General features: G+C 39.2%; 22 protein-coding genes and 1 tRNA gene. 22 read left to right on the forward strand and 1 reads right to left on the reverse strand.

The window, feature by feature from the left end:
• The 13 genes from KKH91_06470 to KKH91_06530 form a co-directional block, all read left to right on the forward strand.
• The coding region (locus KKH91_06470) for an ABC transporter ATP-binding protein (protein MBU0952446.1) at positions 1-699 on the forward strand (699 nt) is incomplete at its 5' end.
• 40 nt (positions 700-739) lie between these two features.
• On the forward strand, positions 740-1,630 hold the full coding sequence (locus KKH91_06475; GenBank protein ID MBU0952447.1) for an ATP-binding cassette domain-containing protein: 891 nt from the start codon (positions 740-742) through the stop codon (positions 1,628-1,630).
• Entirely contained in the window at positions 1,612-3,381 is a 1,770-nt protein-coding gene (locus KKH91_06480; protein ID MBU0952448.1) for an ABC transporter substrate-binding protein, read from the forward strand. The genes KKH91_06475 and KKH91_06480 overlap by 19 nt, the downstream gene beginning before the upstream one ends.
• On the forward strand, positions 3,381-4,361 hold the full coding sequence (locus KKH91_06485) for an ABC transporter permease (GenBank protein ID MBU0952449.1): 981 nt from the start codon (positions 3,381-3,383) through the stop codon (positions 4,359-4,361). The genes KKH91_06480 and KKH91_06485 overlap by 1 nt, the downstream gene beginning before the upstream one ends.
• Before the next feature lie 2 nt (positions 4,362-4,363).
• The gene (locus KKH91_06490) at positions 4,364-5,206 is read left to right on the forward strand and encodes an ABC transporter permease (GenBank protein MBU0952450.1); all 843 of its coding nucleotides are present in this window, start codon (positions 4,364-4,366) and stop codon (positions 5,204-5,206) included.
• Positions 5,203-6,627, forward strand: coding sequence for an HD domain-containing protein (locus tag KKH91_06495; protein MBU0952451.1), 1,425 nt, complete (start codon positions 5,203-5,205; stop codon positions 6,625-6,627). The genes KKH91_06490 and KKH91_06495 overlap by 4 nt, the downstream gene beginning before the upstream one ends.
• A complete protein-coding gene (locus KKH91_06500; protein ID MBU0952452.1) occupies positions 6,614-7,450 on the forward strand; it encodes a class I SAM-dependent methyltransferase in 837 nt (278 codons plus the stop codon). The genes KKH91_06495 and KKH91_06500 overlap by 14 nt, the downstream gene beginning before the upstream one ends.
• A gap of 58 nt (positions 7,451-7,508) precedes the next feature.
• A complete protein-coding gene (locus tag KKH91_06505) occupies positions 7,509-7,892 on the forward strand; it encodes a Rid family detoxifying hydrolase (GenBank protein MBU0952453.1) in 384 nt (127 codons plus the stop codon).
• 43 nt (positions 7,893-7,935) lie between these two features.
• Positions 7,936-8,006: transfer RNA gene (locus tag KKH91_06510), tRNA-Gly, on the forward strand.
• 40 nt (positions 8,007-8,046) lie between these two features.
• A complete protein-coding gene (locus KKH91_06515) occupies positions 8,047-8,598 on the forward strand; it encodes a glycogen-binding domain-containing protein (GenBank protein ID MBU0952454.1) in 552 nt (183 codons plus the stop codon).
• Positions 8,595-9,374 carry a transporter gene (locus KKH91_06520; GenBank protein ID MBU0952455.1) on the forward strand — a complete coding sequence of 260 codons (780 nt, stop codon included), beginning with the start codon at positions 8,595-8,597 and terminating at the stop codon, positions 9,372-9,374. The genes KKH91_06515 and KKH91_06520 overlap by 4 nt, the downstream gene beginning before the upstream one ends.
• Positions 9,371-10,687 (forward strand): PhoH family protein, encoded by a 1,317-nt coding sequence (locus KKH91_06525; protein MBU0952456.1) that lies wholly within the window; start codon positions 9,371-9,373, stop codon positions 10,685-10,687. Before KKH91_06520 ends, KKH91_06525 begins: the two co-directional genes overlap by 4 nt.
• A gap of 118 nt (positions 10,688-10,805) precedes the next feature.
• Entirely contained in the window at positions 10,806-11,669 is an 864-nt protein-coding gene (locus tag KKH91_06530) for a PHP domain-containing protein (GenBank protein ID MBU0952457.1), read from the forward strand.
• Here the strand turns inward: KKH91_06530 and KKH91_06535 are convergent.
• Positions 11,666-12,208 carry a biotin--[acetyl-CoA-carboxylase] ligase gene (locus tag KKH91_06535; GenBank protein MBU0952458.1) on the reverse strand — a complete coding sequence of 181 codons (543 nt, stop codon included), beginning with the start codon at positions 12,206-12,208 and terminating at the stop codon, positions 11,666-11,668. The two genes, KKH91_06530 and KKH91_06535, sit on opposite strands and share 4 nt — an antisense overlap.
• Before the next feature lie 53 nt (positions 12,209-12,261).
• On the opposite strand from KKH91_06535, the gene KKH91_06540 reads away from it, so the two are divergent.
• From KKH91_06540 to KKH91_06580, 9 genes are read left to right on the forward strand one after another with little or no spacing between them, the layout of a single operon-like run.
• Positions 12,262-12,684: a peptide chain release factor-like protein gene (locus KKH91_06540; GenBank protein ID MBU0952459.1), complete on the forward strand. Its 423-nt coding sequence runs from the start codon at positions 12,262-12,264 to the stop codon at positions 12,682-12,684.
• 46 nt (positions 12,685-12,730) lie between these two features.
• Entirely contained in the window at positions 12,731-13,684 is a 954-nt protein-coding gene (locus KKH91_06545; GenBank protein ID MBU0952460.1) for a GDP-mannose 4,6-dehydratase, read from the forward strand.
• Positions 13,681-14,739 (forward strand): glucose-1-phosphate thymidylyltransferase, encoded by a 1,059-nt coding sequence (locus KKH91_06550; protein MBU0952461.1) that lies wholly within the window; start codon positions 13,681-13,683, stop codon positions 14,737-14,739. Before KKH91_06545 ends, KKH91_06550 begins: the two co-directional genes overlap by 4 nt.
• A 25-nt stretch (positions 14,740-14,764) precedes the next feature.
• Entirely contained in the window at positions 14,765-15,226 is a 462-nt protein-coding gene (locus KKH91_06555; GenBank protein ID MBU0952462.1) for a dTDP-4-dehydrorhamnose 3,5-epimerase family protein, read from the forward strand.
• A gap of 4 nt (positions 15,227-15,230) precedes the next feature.
• Positions 15,231-16,241: a dTDP-glucose 4,6-dehydratase gene (rfbB, locus tag KKH91_06560; GenBank protein MBU0952463.1), complete on the forward strand. Its 1,011-nt coding sequence runs from the start codon at positions 15,231-15,233 to the stop codon at positions 16,239-16,241.
• Positions 16,238-17,125 (forward strand): dTDP-4-dehydrorhamnose reductase, encoded by an 888-nt coding sequence (gene rfbD, locus KKH91_06565; protein MBU0952464.1) that lies wholly within the window; start codon positions 16,238-16,240, stop codon positions 17,123-17,125. Before rfbB ends, rfbD begins: the two co-directional genes overlap by 4 nt.
• Positions 17,125-18,054 (forward strand): SDR family oxidoreductase, encoded by a 930-nt coding sequence (locus KKH91_06570; GenBank protein ID MBU0952465.1) that lies wholly within the window; start codon positions 17,125-17,127, stop codon positions 18,052-18,054. The genes rfbD and KKH91_06570 overlap by 1 nt, the downstream gene beginning before the upstream one ends.
• A complete protein-coding gene (locus tag KKH91_06575) occupies positions 18,051-19,343 on the forward strand; it encodes a UDP-glucose/GDP-mannose dehydrogenase family protein (GenBank protein ID MBU0952466.1) in 1,293 nt (430 codons plus the stop codon). The genes KKH91_06570 and KKH91_06575 overlap by 4 nt, the downstream gene beginning before the upstream one ends.
• Position 19,344: 1 nt before the next feature.
• Positions 19,345-20,274 (forward strand): SDR family oxidoreductase, encoded by a 930-nt coding sequence (locus KKH91_06580; GenBank protein ID MBU0952467.1) that lies wholly within the window; start codon positions 19,345-19,347, stop codon positions 20,272-20,274.
• Positions 20,275-20,459: the final 185 nt, after the last annotated feature.

Here is a 20,459-nt window from a genome sequence, read left to right on the forward strand (position 1 = left end):
ATCATTTTCCAGGACCCCCAAACCTCGCTTAACCCTGTTTTCACAATTGGCAACCAAATCGCCGAAACTATAGAAGTTCACACGCCGGAGTTAAAAAACAAAGCAAAAGAAATTACCATTGACATGCTCTCTAAAGTCGGGATACAATCGGCAGAGCAAAGATTTAACCAGTACCCTCATGAACTTTCCGGCGGCCAGCAGCAAAGAGCCATGATCGCAATGGCGCTTGCCTGCAAACCAAATCTGCTCATAGCCGATGAACCAACAACCGCCCTTGATGTAACCGTCCAGGCGCAGATACTGGACCTCTTAGCCAATTTGCAAAAAGATATGGGCTTATCCGTAATATTCATTTCACATGATCTAAACGTATTGAGAGATTTAACCAACCAAATGGCAATTATGTACGCAGGCAGAATAATCGAGCACGGCGAAAGTGCTGATATATATTCAAACCCTTTGCACCCTTACACAAAAGGACTCTTTGAGACACTTCCATCAATGAGAGGCAAAGGAAAAAGATTGGATACAATTCCCGGAAGGGTTCCTGAGGTCTGGGATTTGCCTGAAGGATGCAAGTTTCACCCAAGGTGTAAATTTAAAATGGATATCTGCGAAAAAGTTGAACCGAAACTGGAAACAATAACAGGAACCCAGAAAACAGCTTGTCATTTATATGCTCCAAATAAAAAATCTTAAAAAATACTTCCCGGTCAGGGAAACAAACGTCCTGGCAAATATGTTTTCGAAACCGTCCGCTTTCAATAAAGCGGTTGATGACGTTTCTTTTTCAGTAGATAGAAAAGAAACCATCGGGCTTGTGGGTGAATCTGGCTGCGGCAAAACAACTTTGGGAAGAACTGTTTTAAAACTGATGGATGCTACCGCAGGCGAAGTCCTGTTTCATGATAAAAATGTTTTTGAATTAAATGATGCCGATTTGAAGGATTTCCACAAAAAAGTGCAAATAATTTTTCAGGACCCGTACAGCTCGCTCAATCCAAGAATGAAAATATCCTCAATTATCACTGAAGGGTTGATTATCCATTCGGAAATCAAAAAAAGAGAAATCAAAGAAAAAGCGAAAGAACTGATGGACTTAGTAGGGCTTTCAGGAGAACTGATTGACAGATACCCGCATGAATTCAGCGGCGGCCAGCGCCAGAGAATAGGCATAGCCCGGGCAGTCGCATTACAGCCGGAATATATTATCTGCGACGAACCAGTTTCATCGCTGGATGTTTCTGTCCAGGCTCAAATCATCAATCTGTTAATCGATTTACAGAAAAAATTCAATTTAGGCTATATTTTCATTTCGCATGATTTGAGCGTTGTAAGGTATATCAGCCACAAAATCGCGGTAATGTATTTTGGCAAAATAGTTGAATTCTGTGAAAGCGGCGAGCTTTTTAATAATCCTTTGCACCCCTATACAAAACTTTTGTTATCCTCCGTGCCGGAAAAACACAAATTAGGCAAAGCAGAGGATGAAAAACCAGCCGTTACCGACATTTTAGGCTGTTCTTTTTATCAAAGATGCCCTGAAGCAAAACCTGAGTGTAAAGAAATGCCGCAAGAATTAAAAGATATCGGAGGAGGCCATAAAGTTTCATGCATACTAATAAAATAATAGTGTCATTAGTGTTATTATTCTTCATTTTCACCGGGTGCGGTAAAAAAATAATTACAGAAAACACAATCCGCCTGCCAATGCCAACCGACATAAAAGGTTTTGACCCGGCATATTCAGAAGACCTTTACTCAAATACTGCTATGTCACAAATTTATGAACCCTTAATGCAATATGCCTATCTTGAACGGCCCTATAAGGTTGAACCCTGCCTTGCTGAGAGCATGCCGGAAATTTCTGCTGATGGCCTAATATATACTTTTAAAATCAAAAAAGGTGTTGTTTTCCAGGATGATTCCTGCTTTAAAGAAACAAATGGCAAAGGCAGAGAACTCACAGCGGATGATTTTATCTATTCATTCAAACGCATTGCTGATGTAAAAAACCGTTCAACCGGCTGGTGGGTATTTGATAATAAAATTGAAGGGTTGAATGAATTCAGGGAAAAATCAAAAACATCTACAGATTATAGCCGAGAAATCAGCGGGCTTAAAGCTGTTGATAAATATACGCTAAAGGTAAAACTCTTAAAACCCTACCCGCAATTTTTATACATCCTCACCATGACATACACGGCCACAGTACCTCAAGAAGCGGTAAATTTTTATGCACAAGAGTTTATCAATCATCCGGTAGGTACCGGGCCTTATAAACTGGATCATTGGACAAGAAACTCTGAAATTGTTTTTATAAAAAACCCTGCCTACAGAAAAGAATATTACCCTTCTAAAGGCGAAGAAAATGACAAATCAGCCGGCCTGCTTAACGATTCAGGAAAACAAATTCCTTTTATTGATAAAATCGTTTACACAATATTTTTAGAGCAACAGCCCATGTGGCTGAATTTCCTGAAAGGAGAAATTGACCGCTCCGGAATTCCAAAAGATAACTATAGCAGCGCAATTTCACCTGCAAAAGAACTGGTCCCTGAACTGGCAAAAAAGGGAATCCAGCTTTGGAAAGTTCCTTCTCTGGATACTACTTACACCGGATTTAACATGGAAGACCCTATTCTCGGCAAAAACAAAAAATTGCGCCAGGCTATATGTTTGGCTTGTGATATCAACAAAACTATCGAATTGTTTTACAACGGCCGCGCTATAGCCGCACAAACGCCTATTCCACCGGGATTGGACGGTTATGACCCCGATTTTAAAAACCAGTTTCAAAACCATGATCTCTCTCTCGCGAAAAAATACCTGGCTGAAGCCGGGTATCCGGGCGGGAAAGGCTTGCCGCCTTTGACTTTTGAAGCAAGCGGATCCGACACAACCTCGCGCCAGATTTCTGAAATGTTTAAAAAGGAAATGGAAGAAATCGGGATAAGAATAAATATCAATTTCAATACCTGGCCTGAATTTTTGGGGAAAATGAACACAAAACGCGCGCAGATTTTTGGGCTCGCCTGGGCCGCTGACTATCCGGACGCAGAAAATTTCTTACAGCTTTTTTACGGGCCCAATGGCGCACCCGGCCCCAACAACACAAACTTTAACAATCCTGAATTTAACAAACTTTACAAAAAAATCAGCACTATGAATCCTTCGCCGGAAAGGACAAGAATTTATAAGCAGATGGTTAAAATAATCGTTGAAGAATGCCCCTGGGCTTTGGGCGCGCATAGATTATCCTTTGCCCTTAATTATAAATGGATTAAAAATTATAAGCCGAATGATGTTGCTTCAGGCACAGCAAAATATTTAAGAATAGACACGCAGGAACGCGCAAAAATGCTCAAAGAATTATTCTAATGCTAAATTACATAATTCGCAGGATTTTGTACTCATTTCCTATAATCTTTGGAATAGTCCTGATCACTTTCATATTATTTAACGTGGTCGGTGGCAATCCTGTTTATCAGATGCTGGGTAAACACGCCTCGCAGGAACAAATAAAAGAATTCGAGCATGAATACGGCTTTGACAAGCCTCTGTTTATTGATTTCAAAGCGCTTCCCGAAGGGCAAATCATAAAAGCGTTTGACTCCCAGTTTTTATTCTTCATCAAACAAATTGTAACATTTGATTTCGGCAGAAGTTACGCCACAAAACAAAAAATCAGCACGATGATTATGGATGGGATAATTCCGTCGCTTTCACTGGCTGTGCCTTCGTTTTTCATCGGTGTTTTTTTAGCGCTGGTAATCGCACTAATCTGCGCATATTATAGGAACACGTTATTGGACAGGTTTACGGTTATTGCAAGCGTTCTTGGGATGAGCATCAGTATCCTTGCTTACATTATCGGCGGCCAGTATATGCTCGCCTACAGAATGGGACTATTCCCGATATCAGGTTTCCAGTACGGGTTTGATGGTTTGAAATATCTTATGCTTCCTATGATTATATGGATTGTAACTTCCCTTGGTTCCGATGTGCGGTTCTTTCGAACCGTAATTCTCGATGAAGTAAACCAAAATTATGTACGCACTGCCTACGCGAAAGGGCTTAGCCCAAAAAGAGTCATGTTCAAACATGTCCTTAAAAACGCAATGATACCAATAATTACGGCTTTGGTTATTGTCATACCGTATCTTTACACTGGCTCTTTACTGCTGGAAAACTTTTTCGGAATTCCAGGGCTCGGCAATATGACTATCAATGCAATATCCAATTCAGATTTTCCGATAGTAAAAGTAATGACATTCACAGGCGCAATACTTTATGTAATATTCAATACACTTTCTGATATTTTGTATTCACTGGTTGACCCGCGGGTAAGACTAAGGTAAAAATGTTCAGCGAACTTTCAAAAAGACTAAAAACAGATTGGATAGCAAAAATATCATTGGTAGTGATAGTTATTTATTTTGCGATAGCCTTTTTTGCCCAAATAGGGCTGATATTCAGAGATTACGACAAAACCAACTACGCTGAAAGCTACCAGTCGCCGTCTGCACATCATATTTGCGGAACTGACTATCTCGGAAGGGATGTTTTTTCAAGAATAGTTCACGGCTCAAGGGTCGCAATATCCGTAGGAATAGTTTCCTCATTTATAGCAATTCCTATCGGCGTTTTTTTAGGTTCCTTATCAGGATATTTCGGCGGTAAAATAGATGAATTTGTTGTTTGGATTTATACTACGCTTGATTCAGTCCCAGGGCTTCTGCTTATCCTCGCGTTAAGTTTAGTCCTGGGCCGGGGATTGTACGCGGTTTATCTGGCTATCGGGCTGACAACCTGGGTTTCTCTGTGCCGTCTTATCAGAAGCGAATTTATAAAACACCGCGAAAGAGAATATGTCTTGGCCGCTAAAGCTTTAGGAGCCGGAAAAACAAGGCAGATATTCATTCACATATTGCCGAATGTGTTTCATATTGTTATAATCAATTTCTCGCTGCGTTTTGTTTACGCCATACAATCAGAAGTTATTTTATCCTACCTCGGTTTGGGCACGCAGGATTTACCGAGCTGGGGCATAATGATAAACGACGCTAAAGTGGAACTTGCGCGCGGCGTCTGGTGGCAATTGGCTGGCGCAACCGGAGCAATGTTTTTTCTGATACTTGCAATGAACATTTTCGGAGATTTCCTGAGAGACACCCTGGACCCGAAACTTAGGGGCGTAAGTTGAACAAAATAATTCAAACAATCATAAAGGAACAAAAATCAAACCAAAAAGTCTGGATTGTGGGAGGATTTTTGCGCGATGCAATCCTGCACAAACAAACCACTGATATTGATTTTGTCGTAGATAGAAACGTACTTGAACTCGCAAAGCGGTCTGCGAAACGTTTAAGTTCAAGGGTAATAACACTCGATGATGTAAACCGTATTTACCGCATTGTAATAAAATCCGGGCCCGAAGGACAAATGATTACTCTGGATTTTTCAGCCATGTCAGGCAAAAACATCAATGAAGACCTATCCCGCCGCGATTTTACTATAAATGCTGTCGCTGCGCCGCTCAACAGCCTTGATAATATGATTGATCCTTATAACGGGATTGCTGACCTTAAAGCAAAAATAATCCGTTCAATAGCTGAAAAAAACTTTATTGACGACCCGTTAAGACTGCTAAGGGCTTTCAGGTTTTCTGCTGAACTTAATTTCGATATCCTGCCGCAAACACTAAGACAGATAAAGAAACATTCAAAACTCATATCAAAACCTGCAAAAGAAAGGGTAAGGGAAGAACTTTTAAAAATATTTTTCGTAAATAATTCAACAAAATATATTTACGAACTTGATAAAAACAAGTTATTAGAACCCTTATTCCCGGAAATAGCTGCAATGAAAAAGAGTTCAAGAAAATTCTATTTTCATCCGGAAGGTTTATGGCAGCATTCTAAGCTCTCCTTGGCAAGCTTTGAAAAACTAGTCAACTCAACGGCTTTGGAATCAGGCTTTGACCCGGACCTGACTGCAAAAATATTCAGTCATATTTCATCCAGGCTGCCGCTGTTAAAATTCATCGCGCTTTTCCATGATGTCGCCAAACCGCAGACCGTTGCAAGAATCAACGGCCGAATAAGGTTCTTCAACCATGAATCCGAAGGCGCAAAAAAAATAAAAAAAATAATGCAAAAACTCCGTTTCAGCAATAAGGAAATTCAGATTGCCGAACAATTGGTTAAAACACATATGAGGCCGGGGAACGTAGCGCAAAGTTTCCATAAAGGAACTTTAAGCCCAAAAGCGGCCTATAGATTTTTCCGGAATATGGGAGACGAAACGATTGATTTACTGCTTTTATCTTTGGCTGACAGAATGTCTTATATCGGTATTTCAGCAAAACCGAAAGAAATTGAGCTTCATACTATCTTTATAAACAAATTCTCAAGGCGATTTTTCGAGTACAAGCAAAAAATTAGCCAGCCAAAACTAGTGGACGGTTATATGATAATGAAAAAGTTCAGGATTCCTTCAAGCCCTTTAATAGGCAAAATTATCAGATTCGTTGAAGAATCTCAGATGACCGGCAAAACAGATACTACAGAACAGGCAATAAAACTTATAAAGAAAAATTGGAGGAAGTTAAATGAGCAAACGTAAAAAAGCTGATTCTAAAGAAATAGGCCTGGATCTGGGCATAATCCTAAGCAAATACTTTTTTAAAACAGACCATCTCCACTACGGCTACTGGACCAGTGACCTGGAAGTGGATATATCCAATTTAGCCAAAGCTCAGGAAAATTATGCAAACTTTCTGGTTTCTAACATTCCTAAAAACGTAAAAAATGTTTTGGACGTCGGCTGCGGAATAGGTAAATTAGCCTACAAACTTACGACATTGGGTTATAAAGTCGATGGTGTTTCTCCAAGCAAGCTTTTAACTAAATATGCCCGCGAGTTATTAGGTGATAAAAGCCGAATTTTTGAATGCAAGTATGAATATTTACAAACAGAAAACAAATATGACCTTATAATGTTCAGCGAAAGCTTTCAATATGTTGACATAGAAAAAGCATTGGAAAACAACATCAAATTATTAAATGAAGGCGGATATTTAATAATAAGCGACTTTTTCAAAACGGACGCTAAAGGTGACAGCCCGCTTGGCGGCGGCCACCACTTATCGAAATTCTATGAAACGATAGCAAGATACCCATTTAAATTAGTCAAAGATATCGATATTACCAATGAAACCGCTCCAAATCTTAAACTTGTTGATGATTTTCTTACAACCGTAGGCATTCCTGTCTGGGAATCAGTTATGAATTATCTTGATATCAAATTTCCGAAACTGTCAAAAATCGTTAAATGGAAATTCAGGAAAAAATTAGACAAAATTACACGCAAGTATTTCAACAGAACAAGAAATGCTGAAAATTTCAAGATTTTCAAGTCTTACCGTTTTATGCTTTACCAAAAATAACAGCGGGCAGCAGTGCAAATTCCGATTAAAGAGAAAATTTGTAAAGGAGCAAAAACATATGAACAAAAAAGCTATTAAAACAAATAAAGCACCTAGCCCGGCCGCAAGATATTCCCAGGCGCTAAAAATTGGAAACACGCTTTATCTCGCAGGGGCAATTCCTTTAGACCCGGAAACAAATAAAATAACAGGGGAAGAAATAGTAGCGCAAACAAACAGGGTTTTTGAAAATATCAAAGCGGTTCTTGAAGCGGACGCAATGAGCTTTAAAAACGTAATCAAAGTAAACGCATTTCTATCTGATCTAAAGGATTTTCCGGAATTCAACAAAATATATAATTCGATATTTACATTCGACCCGCCGCCTGTAAGGACAACCATACAGGCTAAATTGCCTTTGGGCGCTCTGGTTGAGGTAGAAATTACAGCCTGGAAAAAGTAGTTTATTTGATTTTTGAGCTCTAATTTTATAGAATCATTAAACTGCGGGTGTGGTTCAATGGCAGAATGTGAGCTTCCCAAGTTCGAGACGTGGGTTCGATTCCCATCACCCGCTTTTCTAAAACATATATTGGAAGCGGGCCTAGAGGAAAAATATGGATAAAAAAAATCTGGTTTTCATTTTAGTCGTAAATCTTGTTGTTATATTTTTTGCGTTTTCGGTTATCTATAACCGTTATGAAAAGTATAAAACCCTGCAGACCCTTGAAATCGTTACTTCAAAAACTTCCGAAAAAAAACTTGAGCCTGTTTCGCAAACATCTGATACCGCCAAGGAAAACGCGCAAGAAACAAAACAAGAACCAGAACAGCAGGGGAAATATACCGAAAAATTTATTGATAGAAAAATAGAAAAGAAAAACCAGGGATCCGGCTCTGAACTGAGGCATATATTGTTTCAATATAAATCCTCAAAAGCTAAATCAGTGCAAATCATAGGAGATTTTAATAACTGGGCCCCGGAGCGTTTATCCAAAACCAAAAAGAATACTTACGAGCTTTCGAAGAAATTGAGGCAGGGAAGTTACGCTTACAACTATTTAATAGACGGTAAAGTAATACTTGATCCGAATAACAGAAAACCTCCGATTCAAAACGATAGGGGTTATAAAAGCTCTTATCTTGAACTAAAACCTGTCAATAAATGAAAAAATCCAGGCTTATAGCAGCTGTTTTACTCATTTTATCTTCCTCAGTGATCGAAGCGCGGGTTAACTTTATAGAACAATGGAAACCGGGCATTGATACGAATATTATCGGAAAAGACAGTTATGATATTTCACTAGACATGACTACTTCTTCGGATGAAAGACTAATCGATTCTTTTTCTCTTCCCGCCGTATTTACTTATTCACCATTTGAAAAAGCGGAATTTGCCACCAGTTTAGGAGCCGCTTCTTACGGTTCAGAAACAGGAGTCAGTGATTTAAGCACGGGCTTGAAATACAACTTCATGAAAGAGGATGGGAAGCAACAACCCAGCATTTCCGGAGAATTTGGTTTTGTCCTTCCAACAGCAGACTATAGAAAGAATCTCGGACTTGGCGGCATAGGGATTAATTTTGACTGGATTATTCAAAAAACTATAAGGAAAGTAAAAGGACATTTGTTGATAGGTTATGAAATTCACACAGAAAACCCAGATGACGCAAAACCCGGCAATGAATTCCACTGGAACCTGGGAGGAGAATATACGTTAAGCGATGATATTGAAATCTATGGCTCCCTAAAAGGCATCAATCATGCTCCAGCAAAAATCAACGGCCAAACTATTCCTGCCAGTTATTTCAACGAATTGTATCTGGCCCCCGGCATTAAATACCAAAGCAACGATTTATTCGATTTTTATTTCAGCCCTTATATAGGGCTTACCGATGACTCATATAACCTGATTTTCTTCGCTGGAATGGGGCTAAAAATATGAAAACATTCGTGTTAGACACCAACGTACTGATTCACGACCCAAAAGCCCTATTCAGCTTCGCGGACAATAAAATTGTCATACCTATGACAGTAGTGGAAGAACTCGATAACTTTAAAAGGGTCAGCGATGAACGCGGCAGAAACGCCAGGGCTATATCCAGAATCCTTGACGGGCTAAGGAAGAAAGGGAAAATTTCCGAAGGAATAAAACTCGAAAACGGCGGCACCTTAAAGGTACAGATTGACGAAGATGTCCCATTGAAGTATAATTTTTTGAGTTCTAAAGCCGATCATAGAATTTTAGGGACTGCCACATTATTACAAAAAAACGGCGACAAAGTTATTTTTGTTTCAAAGGATATTAATTTACGCATAAAAGCGGAAGCCCTCGGAATAATCGCCCAGGACTATGAAAAGGAAAAAGTAAAACTTGATGAACTCTATACCGGCTGGGGGGAAGCTGTAATCACTCCCGAAGATTTTGATTTATTCCACAAGAACAAATACTTGCCGGGAAATAAAGTTAAATTAAAGAGAGACATTTTTGCAAATGAGTTATTTGTTTTAAAAGACAGTTCCAACCTTAACAAAACTGCTGTTGTGAAGTATGCCCCAAAAAATAAAAGATTTATACCTCTATTTCACGAAAATCCTACTCCCTGGGGCATGAAAGCTTTAAATATCCAGCAAAAATTTGCCCTTGAACTTTTGCTTTGCAACGAAATTACGCTGGTCACATTAATCGGAGTCGCCGGCGCTGGCAAAACATTGCTCTCCCTGGCCTGCGGATTACAAAAAGTCGTAGAAGAAAAACAGTTCAGGCACCTGCTGGTAGCAAGGCCTGTAGTGCCGATGGGGCATGACATTGGCTTCTTACCCGGGACCAAAGAAGAGAAACTGACTTCCTGGATGGGAGCAATTTACGACAATCTGGATTTCCTCATGGATAAAACTTCAAAAAATAACGAGCCTCTGGAAAATGCCGTAAATTATCTTTTTGAATCCGGTATGATTGAAATTGAAGCCCTCACTTTTATACGCGGCAGAAGCCTGCCTTCACAATTTATTATAATCGACGATGCCCAGAACCTAACCCCGCACGAAATTAAAACAATAATTTCCCGCGCAGGACAGGGAACAAAGATTGTTCTTACAGGGGACCCTCTTCAAATCGATAATCCTTATCTTGACGCAGAATCAAACGGGCTTACTAACCTGGTTGAAAAGTTCAAAGGGCAGGAAATCTTCGGGCACCTCAATTTCACACATTCTGAAAGAAGCCAGCTCGCCGGCCTTGCAGCTGATTTATTGTAAACCAGACAAATAACATGGAAAAAACAAATCTCTTAAATAACCGTAAAGAGTGGGGCGTACCCCTTAGTTCATTTTTGACTGTACAGTATTCTAAACTCTATAGATACCGAGCAAATTGATGAATGACCTGTTTATCGATCTTCATGTCCACACCAACTTTTCTGACGGCAATTTCACTCCGCAGGAAGCTGTAAAACATGCCCAGAAAATAGGGCTTGGCGCCATTGCTATAACTGATCATGACATTACGGATGGAATTACACCGGCTGTAATTGAAGGCGCAAGAAGAGGGGTTGAAGTAATACCCGGGATCGAATTGTCAGTTGATTTAAAAGATTCGTCCGTGGGTGAAATGCATATTCTTGGATACTACATTGACTGGCAAAACCCGGCTTTTCAGGAAAAATTAAAAATATTCAGAAAAACAAGAAAGGAAAGAGCAGAAACAATCCTTGCAAAACTTTCGCAGTTAAATATCAACTTGAACCGGGATAAAATATTTGACAAGTCAAATGAAGATAAAGCTATCGGCAGGCTTCATATTGCAAATCGAATGATAGAAGAAGGCTATGTAAAAAATACAAAAGAGGCATTTCTGCAATATCTGGCTTTTAACAGGCCTGCTTACGTATCCAAGCACCACATGGAACCGCAGGAAGCTATTGAATTGATAAAAAAAGTCAAAGGCATACCCGTGCTGGCTCATCCAAACTACGGAAATTTAACGGATAAACAATTCATTAAAGACCTTATCAGTTACGGGCTCTGCGGAATCGAGGCCTGGCATTCAAAACATTCTCCTTCAGTACAGCAAAAATTTATGGACCTGGCAGTAGAATTTAATCTGCTTATAACAGGCGGCAGCGACTGCCACGGCCCCACCTTAACAAACCTGCCGATAATGGGGAAACAGAACATCCCTTACGATGCTCTCGTTTACCTTAAAAAAACAAAATTTAAAATTGACAATGGTTCTGTTTAACAGGCTGGATTGATCAGAAGGTAGTTTTTCTTGATCTCTGACAAAATTTCTTTAAGCAGTTTTTTTTCGCTGACTTCTTTTTTAAATTCATGTTTTACGGACGTGCAGGCAAGTTTCGAATTCTTCAGATTTTTAATATCAGTATTCACGTTAATCCCTATCCCGAGCACAGCCCATTTTATTTTATTTTGGCTCATTTCAGATTCAACTAATACACCGGATATTTTCTTATTTTTTACCAGAATATCATTGGGCCATTTAATTTTAGCTGGCAGGCCGTAAAGTTTATTTAATACTTTTGTTACACTCATAGCGCCGATAAGAGTTAATTTCGCTGTATCGTTTGGAACAAATCGTGGTTTCAAAATTACAGAAAAATAAAGCCCGCCTATAGGAGAAACCCACCTCCTGCCAAATCGGCCCCTGCCTTTTGTTTGTTTTTTTGCAGTTACAATAGTCCATTCCGGATGGCCCGCCCGCTCAAACTTTTTTGCCATATCCATGGTAGAATTAACTTCATCAAAATAAATAATCTTCATGACTTGTATTCTATAAAGTTTTGAAAACACAGTCAAATTTGATACAATAAACTATGAACAATTACGGAGTAAACCCAAATAAAGAAGACTTCCTTGCCAAAAAAATGCAGGAATTAGGCATTTTTGAAAAAGACATCATAGAAAAATTTATTACCTCCGGAGGCAAAGGGGGCCAGCACTTAAACAAAACAGCTACCTGCGTTTATTTGCACCACATACCTACAGGTATTGAGGTAAAATGCCAGCAGGAAAGGTCCCAGGCGCTTAACCGGTTTCTTGCCAGGCGGATATTAGTAAATAAAATTGAGCAGCTTGTTTTAGGCCGCAGGAGCGATGAACGGCAAAAAATTGAAAAAATCCGCAGGCAAAAACGTAAACGATCAAAAAGAGCAAAAGAAAAAATGCTACAGGACAAAAAATTTCATTCCGAAAAGAAAAAAATGCGCTCTTATCGTGATTTGACACATTTAGATTAAATTATTATAATTATTCGTCTTTTAAAACCACTTTTGGAGGAATTCAATGAAAGTTTTAATTACAGGGCTCACGGGTTTTGCAGGCAGCCATTTAGCGGAGTATTTATTAGGTTTAGGAAATGTTGAGGTCCATGGTGTTGAACGCTGGCGCAGCAAAATAGACAATATAAAACATTTTACAAATAAAATAAATTTGATTGAATGTGATATCCGCGACATGGTTTCCGTAGAAAAAGCCATTAAAAAAATAAAACCGGATAAAATATTTCACCTTGCCGCCCAATCTTTTGTTCCGACATCCTGGAACGCTCCTCAGGAAACCCTCACAACCAACATTATCGGCCAGCTAAACATATTTGAAGCCGTAAGAAACACAGGCATTGACCCAGTAATTCAACTTGCCTGTTCAAGCGAAGAATACGGAATGGTTCTTGAAAACGAAGTTCCTATCAAAGAAACAAACCCCTTAAGGCCTCTTTCTCCCTATGCTGTGAGTAAAGTAGGTCAGGATTATTTAGGCTATCAATACCATCAAAGCTATGGAATAAAAGCAATACGTACCCGGGCATTTAACCATACCGGGCCCAGGCGCGGGGAAGTCTTCGTAACATCAAACTTTGCAAAACAAATTGCGGAAATAGAAAAAAACAAAAAGGAACCGGTCATCTACGTCGGAAACCTCGATGCAAAACGCGACTTTACCGATGTACGTGATATGGTGAAAGCTTATTGGATAGCCACTGAAAAATGCACTCCGGGCGAGGTGTACAATATTTGCAGCGGAAAAACCTGGGCGATACAGGAAGTACTTGATATGCTGCTTTCATTTTCCAAAGCTAAAGTGACAGTCAAACAGGAACCGGCCAGGATGAGGCCTTCAGATGTACTTATTCTTCTCGGCGATAATACAAAATTCTGCAAACAAACCGGATGGAAACCTGAAATTCCTTTTGAAAAAACAATGAGAGATCTGTTGGATTATTGGAGAGAAAGAGTATGAAAGCACTGGTTTTATCAGGCGGCAAGGGAACAAGGTTAAGGCCTATCACACATACTTCGGCAAAACAATTGGTACCTATAGCGAATAAACCTATCCTTTTTTACGGGCTTGAATTTATTGCCCAGGCCGGAATAAAAGAAGTGGGCATTATTGTCGGCGATACAAAAAATGAAATCATGAACGCCGTAGGAAATGGATCCAAATTCGGCCTTAAAGTAACTTATATCGAGCAAGATGCTCCCTCAGGCCTGGCCCACGCTGTAAAAATTGCTGAAAAATTCATTAAAGGCGATGATTTCGTAATGTATCTGGGAGACAATCTGCTGAGAGACGGGATAATTTCACTAGTTCAAGAATTCAATAAAACAAAACCTAACGCTCAAATAATGTTAGTTAAAGTAAAAAATCCTTCATCCTTCGGCGTAGCTGAATTAAAAGACGGAAAAGTTATAAGACTTATTGAAAAACCCAAGGATCCGCCGTCAGATTTAGCGTTGGCAGGAGTATACATTTTTGACAAAAACATTTTTAAAGCAGTTAACTCTATAAAACCTTCCAAAAGGAATGAATTAGAAATTACTGATGCTATCCAGTACCTTGTAGAACAGGGACTGAATGTAAAGCCCTGTATTGTTACAAGCTGGTGGAAAGACACGGGCAAACTTGAAGATTTACTTGAGGCAAACAGGCTTGTTCTTGAAACCATGGAACAAAAAATAAATGGTAAAGTAGATGAGAAATCCAAAATCGAAGGGCGTGTTGTGCTGGAAAAAGGTTCAGAAGTTGTTAATTCAATTATCCGCGGGCCGGCTATAATCGGCGAAAATACTAAAATTGTAAACTCCTATATAGGCCCTTTTTCTTCGGTTTATTTTAATTGCGAAATTAAAAACAGCGAAATCGAACACACTATTATTTTGGAGAATTCGGTCATTTCGGACGTTGCCAGGATAGAAGACAGCCTGATAGGCCAAAATGTAAGAATAGTCAAAAGCGGAAAGAAACCGCAGGCCTATAGGATTATGGTAGGCGACTCAAGCTGTATTGAATTATAAGCTCGCGCAAACCAGGGAGATTAAAATGATAGAAGGAGCAGTTCTTAAAAAACTCATAGTGCATAAAGATGAAAGAGGCCAGCTCTTTGAAATTATGCGTTCTGATGACGAGCTATTCGAAAAATTCGGGCAATGTTACATAACAGTATGCGCTCCCGGATGGGTCAAGGGCTGGCATTTCCACAGACTGCAAACAGATTTTTTCTGTGTGCTGAGGGGAAAATCAAAAATTGTTTTGTGCGACAAAAGAAAAAAATCAAAAACTTATAATCAGGTTGAAGAATATATCCTTACTGCGGAAGAGCCGAGTGTTTTACGCATACCTAAAGGCGTTATCCACGGGTTTGAAACCTTTGGCGATGAACCTTCCTGGATAATGAATATGCCGACCAAATTATATAACCGTAAAAAACCTGATGAATTTCGTTTTCCGTTAAACACGGATGAAGTGCCTTATGAACCCTGGAAATCAAAAAAAGGGTGGTAATTTAATGAAACTATTAGTAACAGGCGGAGCTGGGTTTATAGGCAGCAATTTTATCAGGCATATTATCAACAAGTACCCCAAATACAAGATTATAAATCTCGACAAACTCACCTACGCAGGCAACCTCGACAATCTAAAAGACATTGAAAAAAATCCTAATTATAAATTTGTTAAAGCAGATATTTGTGATGCGCCTGTAATCGATAAATTACTTCAAAATGAAAAAATTGACTGCATTGTAAACTTTGCGGCCGAAACCCATGTAGACAGGTCGATTCATGAACCTGTCAGCTTTTTACAAACAGATGTTTTCGGCACATTTACCCTGTTAGAAGCTTCAAAAAAATACGCTATAGAACGCTACATACAAATCTCTACCGATGAAGTTTATGGGAGCACAGACCAGGGTTCTTTTACTGAACAAAGCACCATCTCACCCAATAGCCCTTATTCTGCGAGCAAAAGTTCCGGGGACCTGATGGTTAGAGCTTACGTAAAAACCTACAATTTCCCTGGAATAATCACGCGGTCTTCCAATAATTTCGGGCCTTTCCAGTATCCTGAAAAGATAATTCCTTTATTTGTAACAAATGCAATTGAAGATCAAAAACTGCCGCTTTACGGCGACGGCAAAAACGTCAGGGACTGGCTGTATGTAATTGACAACTGCGAGGCTATTGATATAGTTTTACATAAAGGCAAATCAGGTGAAATTTACAATATAGGCGGCGGAAAAGAAATGCAGAATATTGAGATCACCAAAATGGTGCTCAATTTGATGAACAAACCCGAATCTCTTATTAAACCCGTAGCTGACAGGGCCGGGCACGACCGAAGGTATTCAATTGATTGTTCAAAAATAAAATCAGAACTCGGATGGAAGCCAAAATACAATTTTGAAACTGCCCTGGAAGAAACCGTGAATTGGTATGTAAAAAACCGCAAATGGTGGGAACAAATAAAAAAGAAGCAAAAAGATTTTAAGGAATTCTATAAAAAGAACTACAAATTATGAAGATTTTATTAATAGGCGCAAGCGGAATGCTCAGCAGGGACGTGTGGGATGCTTTCAATGAAAAACATGAGCTTTACGGCTGCGATATAAGCGCAAGGCCCGAATTTATTCCTGAAAAGCAGTGGTTAGTTTTTGATATAACCGACCAGAAAGACACCTATGAAAAAATATCCAGGCTCAACCCGGAACTGGTAATCAATACCGCCGCTTATTCGGACGTAGACGGATGCGAAAAAAACCCGGACCTGGCATTCAGGATAAACGCGCTCGGTACCAGGAATATCTGCACGGCCTGCCAGAGATTCGACGCTGTCTTGTGCCATATTTCCACTGATTATGTATTTGACGGCGTTAACCCGCCGGAAGAAGGCTATTGCGAGCAGGACAAAACAAATCCTATAAATGTTTACGGAAAATCAAAATACTGGGCTGAATTTTACGTAAAACACATGCTTAATAAGTTTTATATATTAAGGGTGGCGTGGCTTTTCGGAAAGGGCAGAAATAATTTTGTTTCATTCGTGATTAATTCCGCAATTGAAAACAAGGAAATAAAAATTGTAAAAAACCAGTGGGGGTCGCCTACTTATACCAAAGATGTAGCCCAGGCAGTTTCACTACTCGTTGAAAAACCCTCCTATGGAATTTACCATATAACAAATTCAGGAAAAACCAGCAGGGAAGAGCAGGTTAAGGAAATATTCAAGTTAACAGGAAAATCCGCCAAGGTGAATTTAATTGAACCTGAAGATGTGTATATAGCCAAGAGGCCCCAAAAATCATATTTAAAAAACTATTTCTGGCAGCTTGAAGGTTTTAAACCGATAAGGACCTGGCAGGAAGCCACAAAAGATTTTATTTCATCGTATAAAAGGACCGCATAATGAGCTTATATCTGATAACAGGCGGCGCAGGTTTCATAGGTTCGCATATAGCTGATGAATTAGTAAAACAAGGACAGCAAGTCCGGATCCTGGACAATTTTTGTACCGGTTCAAAAGAAAACCTTAAAAACGTTGCAAACAAAGCAGAAATAATCAAAGGCGATATTAGAAATGAACGGGACGTACATCTCGCCCTTAAAAAAGTTGATTATGTCCTTCATCAGGCGGCCTTAAGGTCAGTCCCCAGGTCTATAGCTGACCCAATTTCATCAAATGATGTAAATGTATCCGGAACATTACTATTATTGAACCTATCAAAAGAACACAAAATAAAAAAATTTGTATACGCCTCTTCGTCCTCAATTTACGGAGATAATCCCGCGTTGCCAAAGGTTGAGACACAAATCCCTGCGCCAGTTTCTCCTTACGCTGTTTCAAAATTAACAGGTGAACATTACTGCAGGGTCTTTTCAAAAATTTTCGGGCTTAATACTGTATCGCTCAGATATTTTAATGTTTTTGGGCCCAGGCAGGATCCAGAGTCGCCCTACGCAGTAGTAATACCGAAATTCATTAATGCCGGGCTAAAAGATACAGTGGCTGAAGTTCACGGCGATGGCAAACAGTCGAGAGATTTTTCATATATTGAAAACGTAGTTCAAGCAAATATCCTTGCCGCTAAAAGCAATGTGAAATGCGAAATTTTTAACATAGCTTGCGCAAAGAATTACTCTTTATTAGAAGTAATAAAAATAATTGAACAAATCACAGGCAGAAAAATGAAGGTTAAACACATTTCATCCAGGCAGGGCGACGTAAAACATACGCTTGCTGATATATCTAAGGCAAAGAAAATGCTAAAATACAAAGTACAGGTTGAATTTAAAGAAGGAATGAAAAATACCCTGGAGTATTTCAAATCATTATGAAAAAAATATGCATTATCGGATCAGGCTATGTAGGATTAGTTTCCGGGGCCTGTTTTGCGGAACTGGGCAATAAAGTTATCTTGACAGATAACGACAAATTAAAAATTGAGTCGTTAAAAAAAGGAAAAATTCCTATTTACGAACCCGGCCTGGATAAACTCCTGCAAAAAAACAAAACCAGGATTTCTTTTTCTTCAAGCATTAAAGAAGGTGTATTGAAATCTGAAATCATTTTCATCTGCGTGGGGACGCCTCCGCGCGACGACGGCAGCGCTGATCTTTCAAATGTAGAACGTGTGGCAACTGAAATTGCAGGCAACCTGAACAGCTATAAACTCGTTGTAGATAAATCAACAGTCCCTGTTGAAACCGGAGAGTGGGTCAAAACAACCATAGAACGGAATTCATCAAAAAAATCCGCAGCAGCTTTCGACGTAGCCTCAAACCCTGAGTTTTTGAGAGAAGGAACGGCCATACATGATTTTTTAAACCCTGACCGTGTTGTAATCGGAGTTTCGTCAAAAAAGGCCGAAAAGATACTTACAGAATTATATAAACCGATAAAAGCGCCGATCGTAGTGACAGACATTAAAAGTGCAGAATTAATTAAACATGCATCAAATTCATTTCTTGCCATGAAAATATCTTTTATTAATGCCGTAGGCAACATTTGCGAAAAAGTAGGAGCAGATGTCACCAAAGTTGCACATGGCATGGGCCTTGATAAAAGGATAGGAAGGGCCTTTCTTGATGCCGGGCCAGGCTTTGGCGGTTTTTGTTTTCCTAAAGACCTGGAAGCCTTTTACTGGATTTCTAAAAAAGTAGGTTACGATTTTGGGCTTTTACATGAAGTAAAAAAAATAAACGAGGAACAAAAGAAAAATATAGCAAAAAAAGTTGAGGATGCGCTCTGGATCGTCAAAGATAAAACAATAGCTGTTCTGGGCCTGGCTTTTAAGCCAAACACTGACGATATGCGCATGGCTCCTTCAATAGACATCCTTAACGAATTAAACTCAAAAGGGGCCAAAATAAAAGCTTATGACCCTCAATCCATGGCCAAGGCTAAAGAACTGATGCCCTATATCCGATATTGTAAAAATGTTGAAGAAACATGCAAATCAGCTGACTGTATTTTGCTTCTTACGGACTGGGAAGAATTCAAAAATATTGATTTTAAGAAAATTAAAAAAATCTTAAAACAATCAATCCTTATTGATGCAAGAAATGTATATGACCCTGGGAAAATGAAAAAACTGGGTTTTATCTTCAAAGGAATCGGTAAATAAAATGAAAATATTGATCACCGGCGGGGCAGGTTTCATTGGAAGCCATCTTTGCGACTACTTTTTAGCCAGGAAACATTTTGTTATTTGCATGGACAACCTCATAACCGGAAATATAAAAAATATTGAACATTTATTTGGAAATGACAGATTTTCATTTATCAAGCATGATGTGACTAATTATATACACGTGCCTGGGAAAATTGATGCTGTCCTTCATTTCGCTTCGCCTGCCAGCCCGATTGATTATCTTAAATTTCCTATTCCTACTTTAAAAGTCGGCGCCTTAGGGACTCATAAAGTTCTTGGCCTGGCTAAAGAAAAAAAGGCAAGCTTTATGCTCGCATCTACCAGTGAAACTTACGGAGACCCTCTTGTAAACCCACAGCCGGAAACTTATTGGGGAAATGTTAATCCCATAGGCCCAAGAGGTGTTTATGACGAAGCCAAAAGGTTCGCAGAAGCCATGACTATGGCCTACGGCAGATATCACAAAATGCCGGTAAGGATCGTAAGGATTTTCAATACCTACGGCCCCAGAATGCGTAAACACGACGGCCGCGCAGTCCCGGAATTTATCAATCAGGCGCTTAATAACAAACCGGTTACAGTTTTTGGCAAAGGCACTCAAACAAGATCATTTTGTTATGTTTCAGACCTGATAGACGGTTTATCCAAACTTTTAGTTTCTAAAGCGAATTCACCCGTTAATATAGGAAATCCCAATGAAATTACCCTTACTCAACTGGCAAAAATAATAATAAAATTAACGGACAGCAAATCAAAAATAGTTTATAAAACCCTTCCGGTAGATGACCCCAAAGTCCGCAGGCCTGATATTACCAAAGCAAAAACACTTCTAAAGTGGCAGCCGGCAATCCCTCTTGAAAAAGGCCTAAAGAACACCATAGATTGGTTTAAGAAATCATCGTAATTTATCCCTTCTCACCCTGTCAAGTCATTAAGAAATGTAACCCTGTAAGGAATTGGGAAGTCATATAAAAAGTAACCATATAGGCCTATTAAGCGACTTGTTTTAAACTATTTTTTTGTCTGCGGGTTAAAGAAGCTAATCTATAGATTTTATTAATTTTAACATCAATAATTTTGGCTAAATCA

The organism is Elusimicrobiota bacterium, assembly GCA_018816525.1.
Classification (GTDB): Bacteria; Elusimicrobiota; Endomicrobiia; order CG1-02-37-114; family XYA2-FULL-39-19; genus OXYB2-FULL-48-7.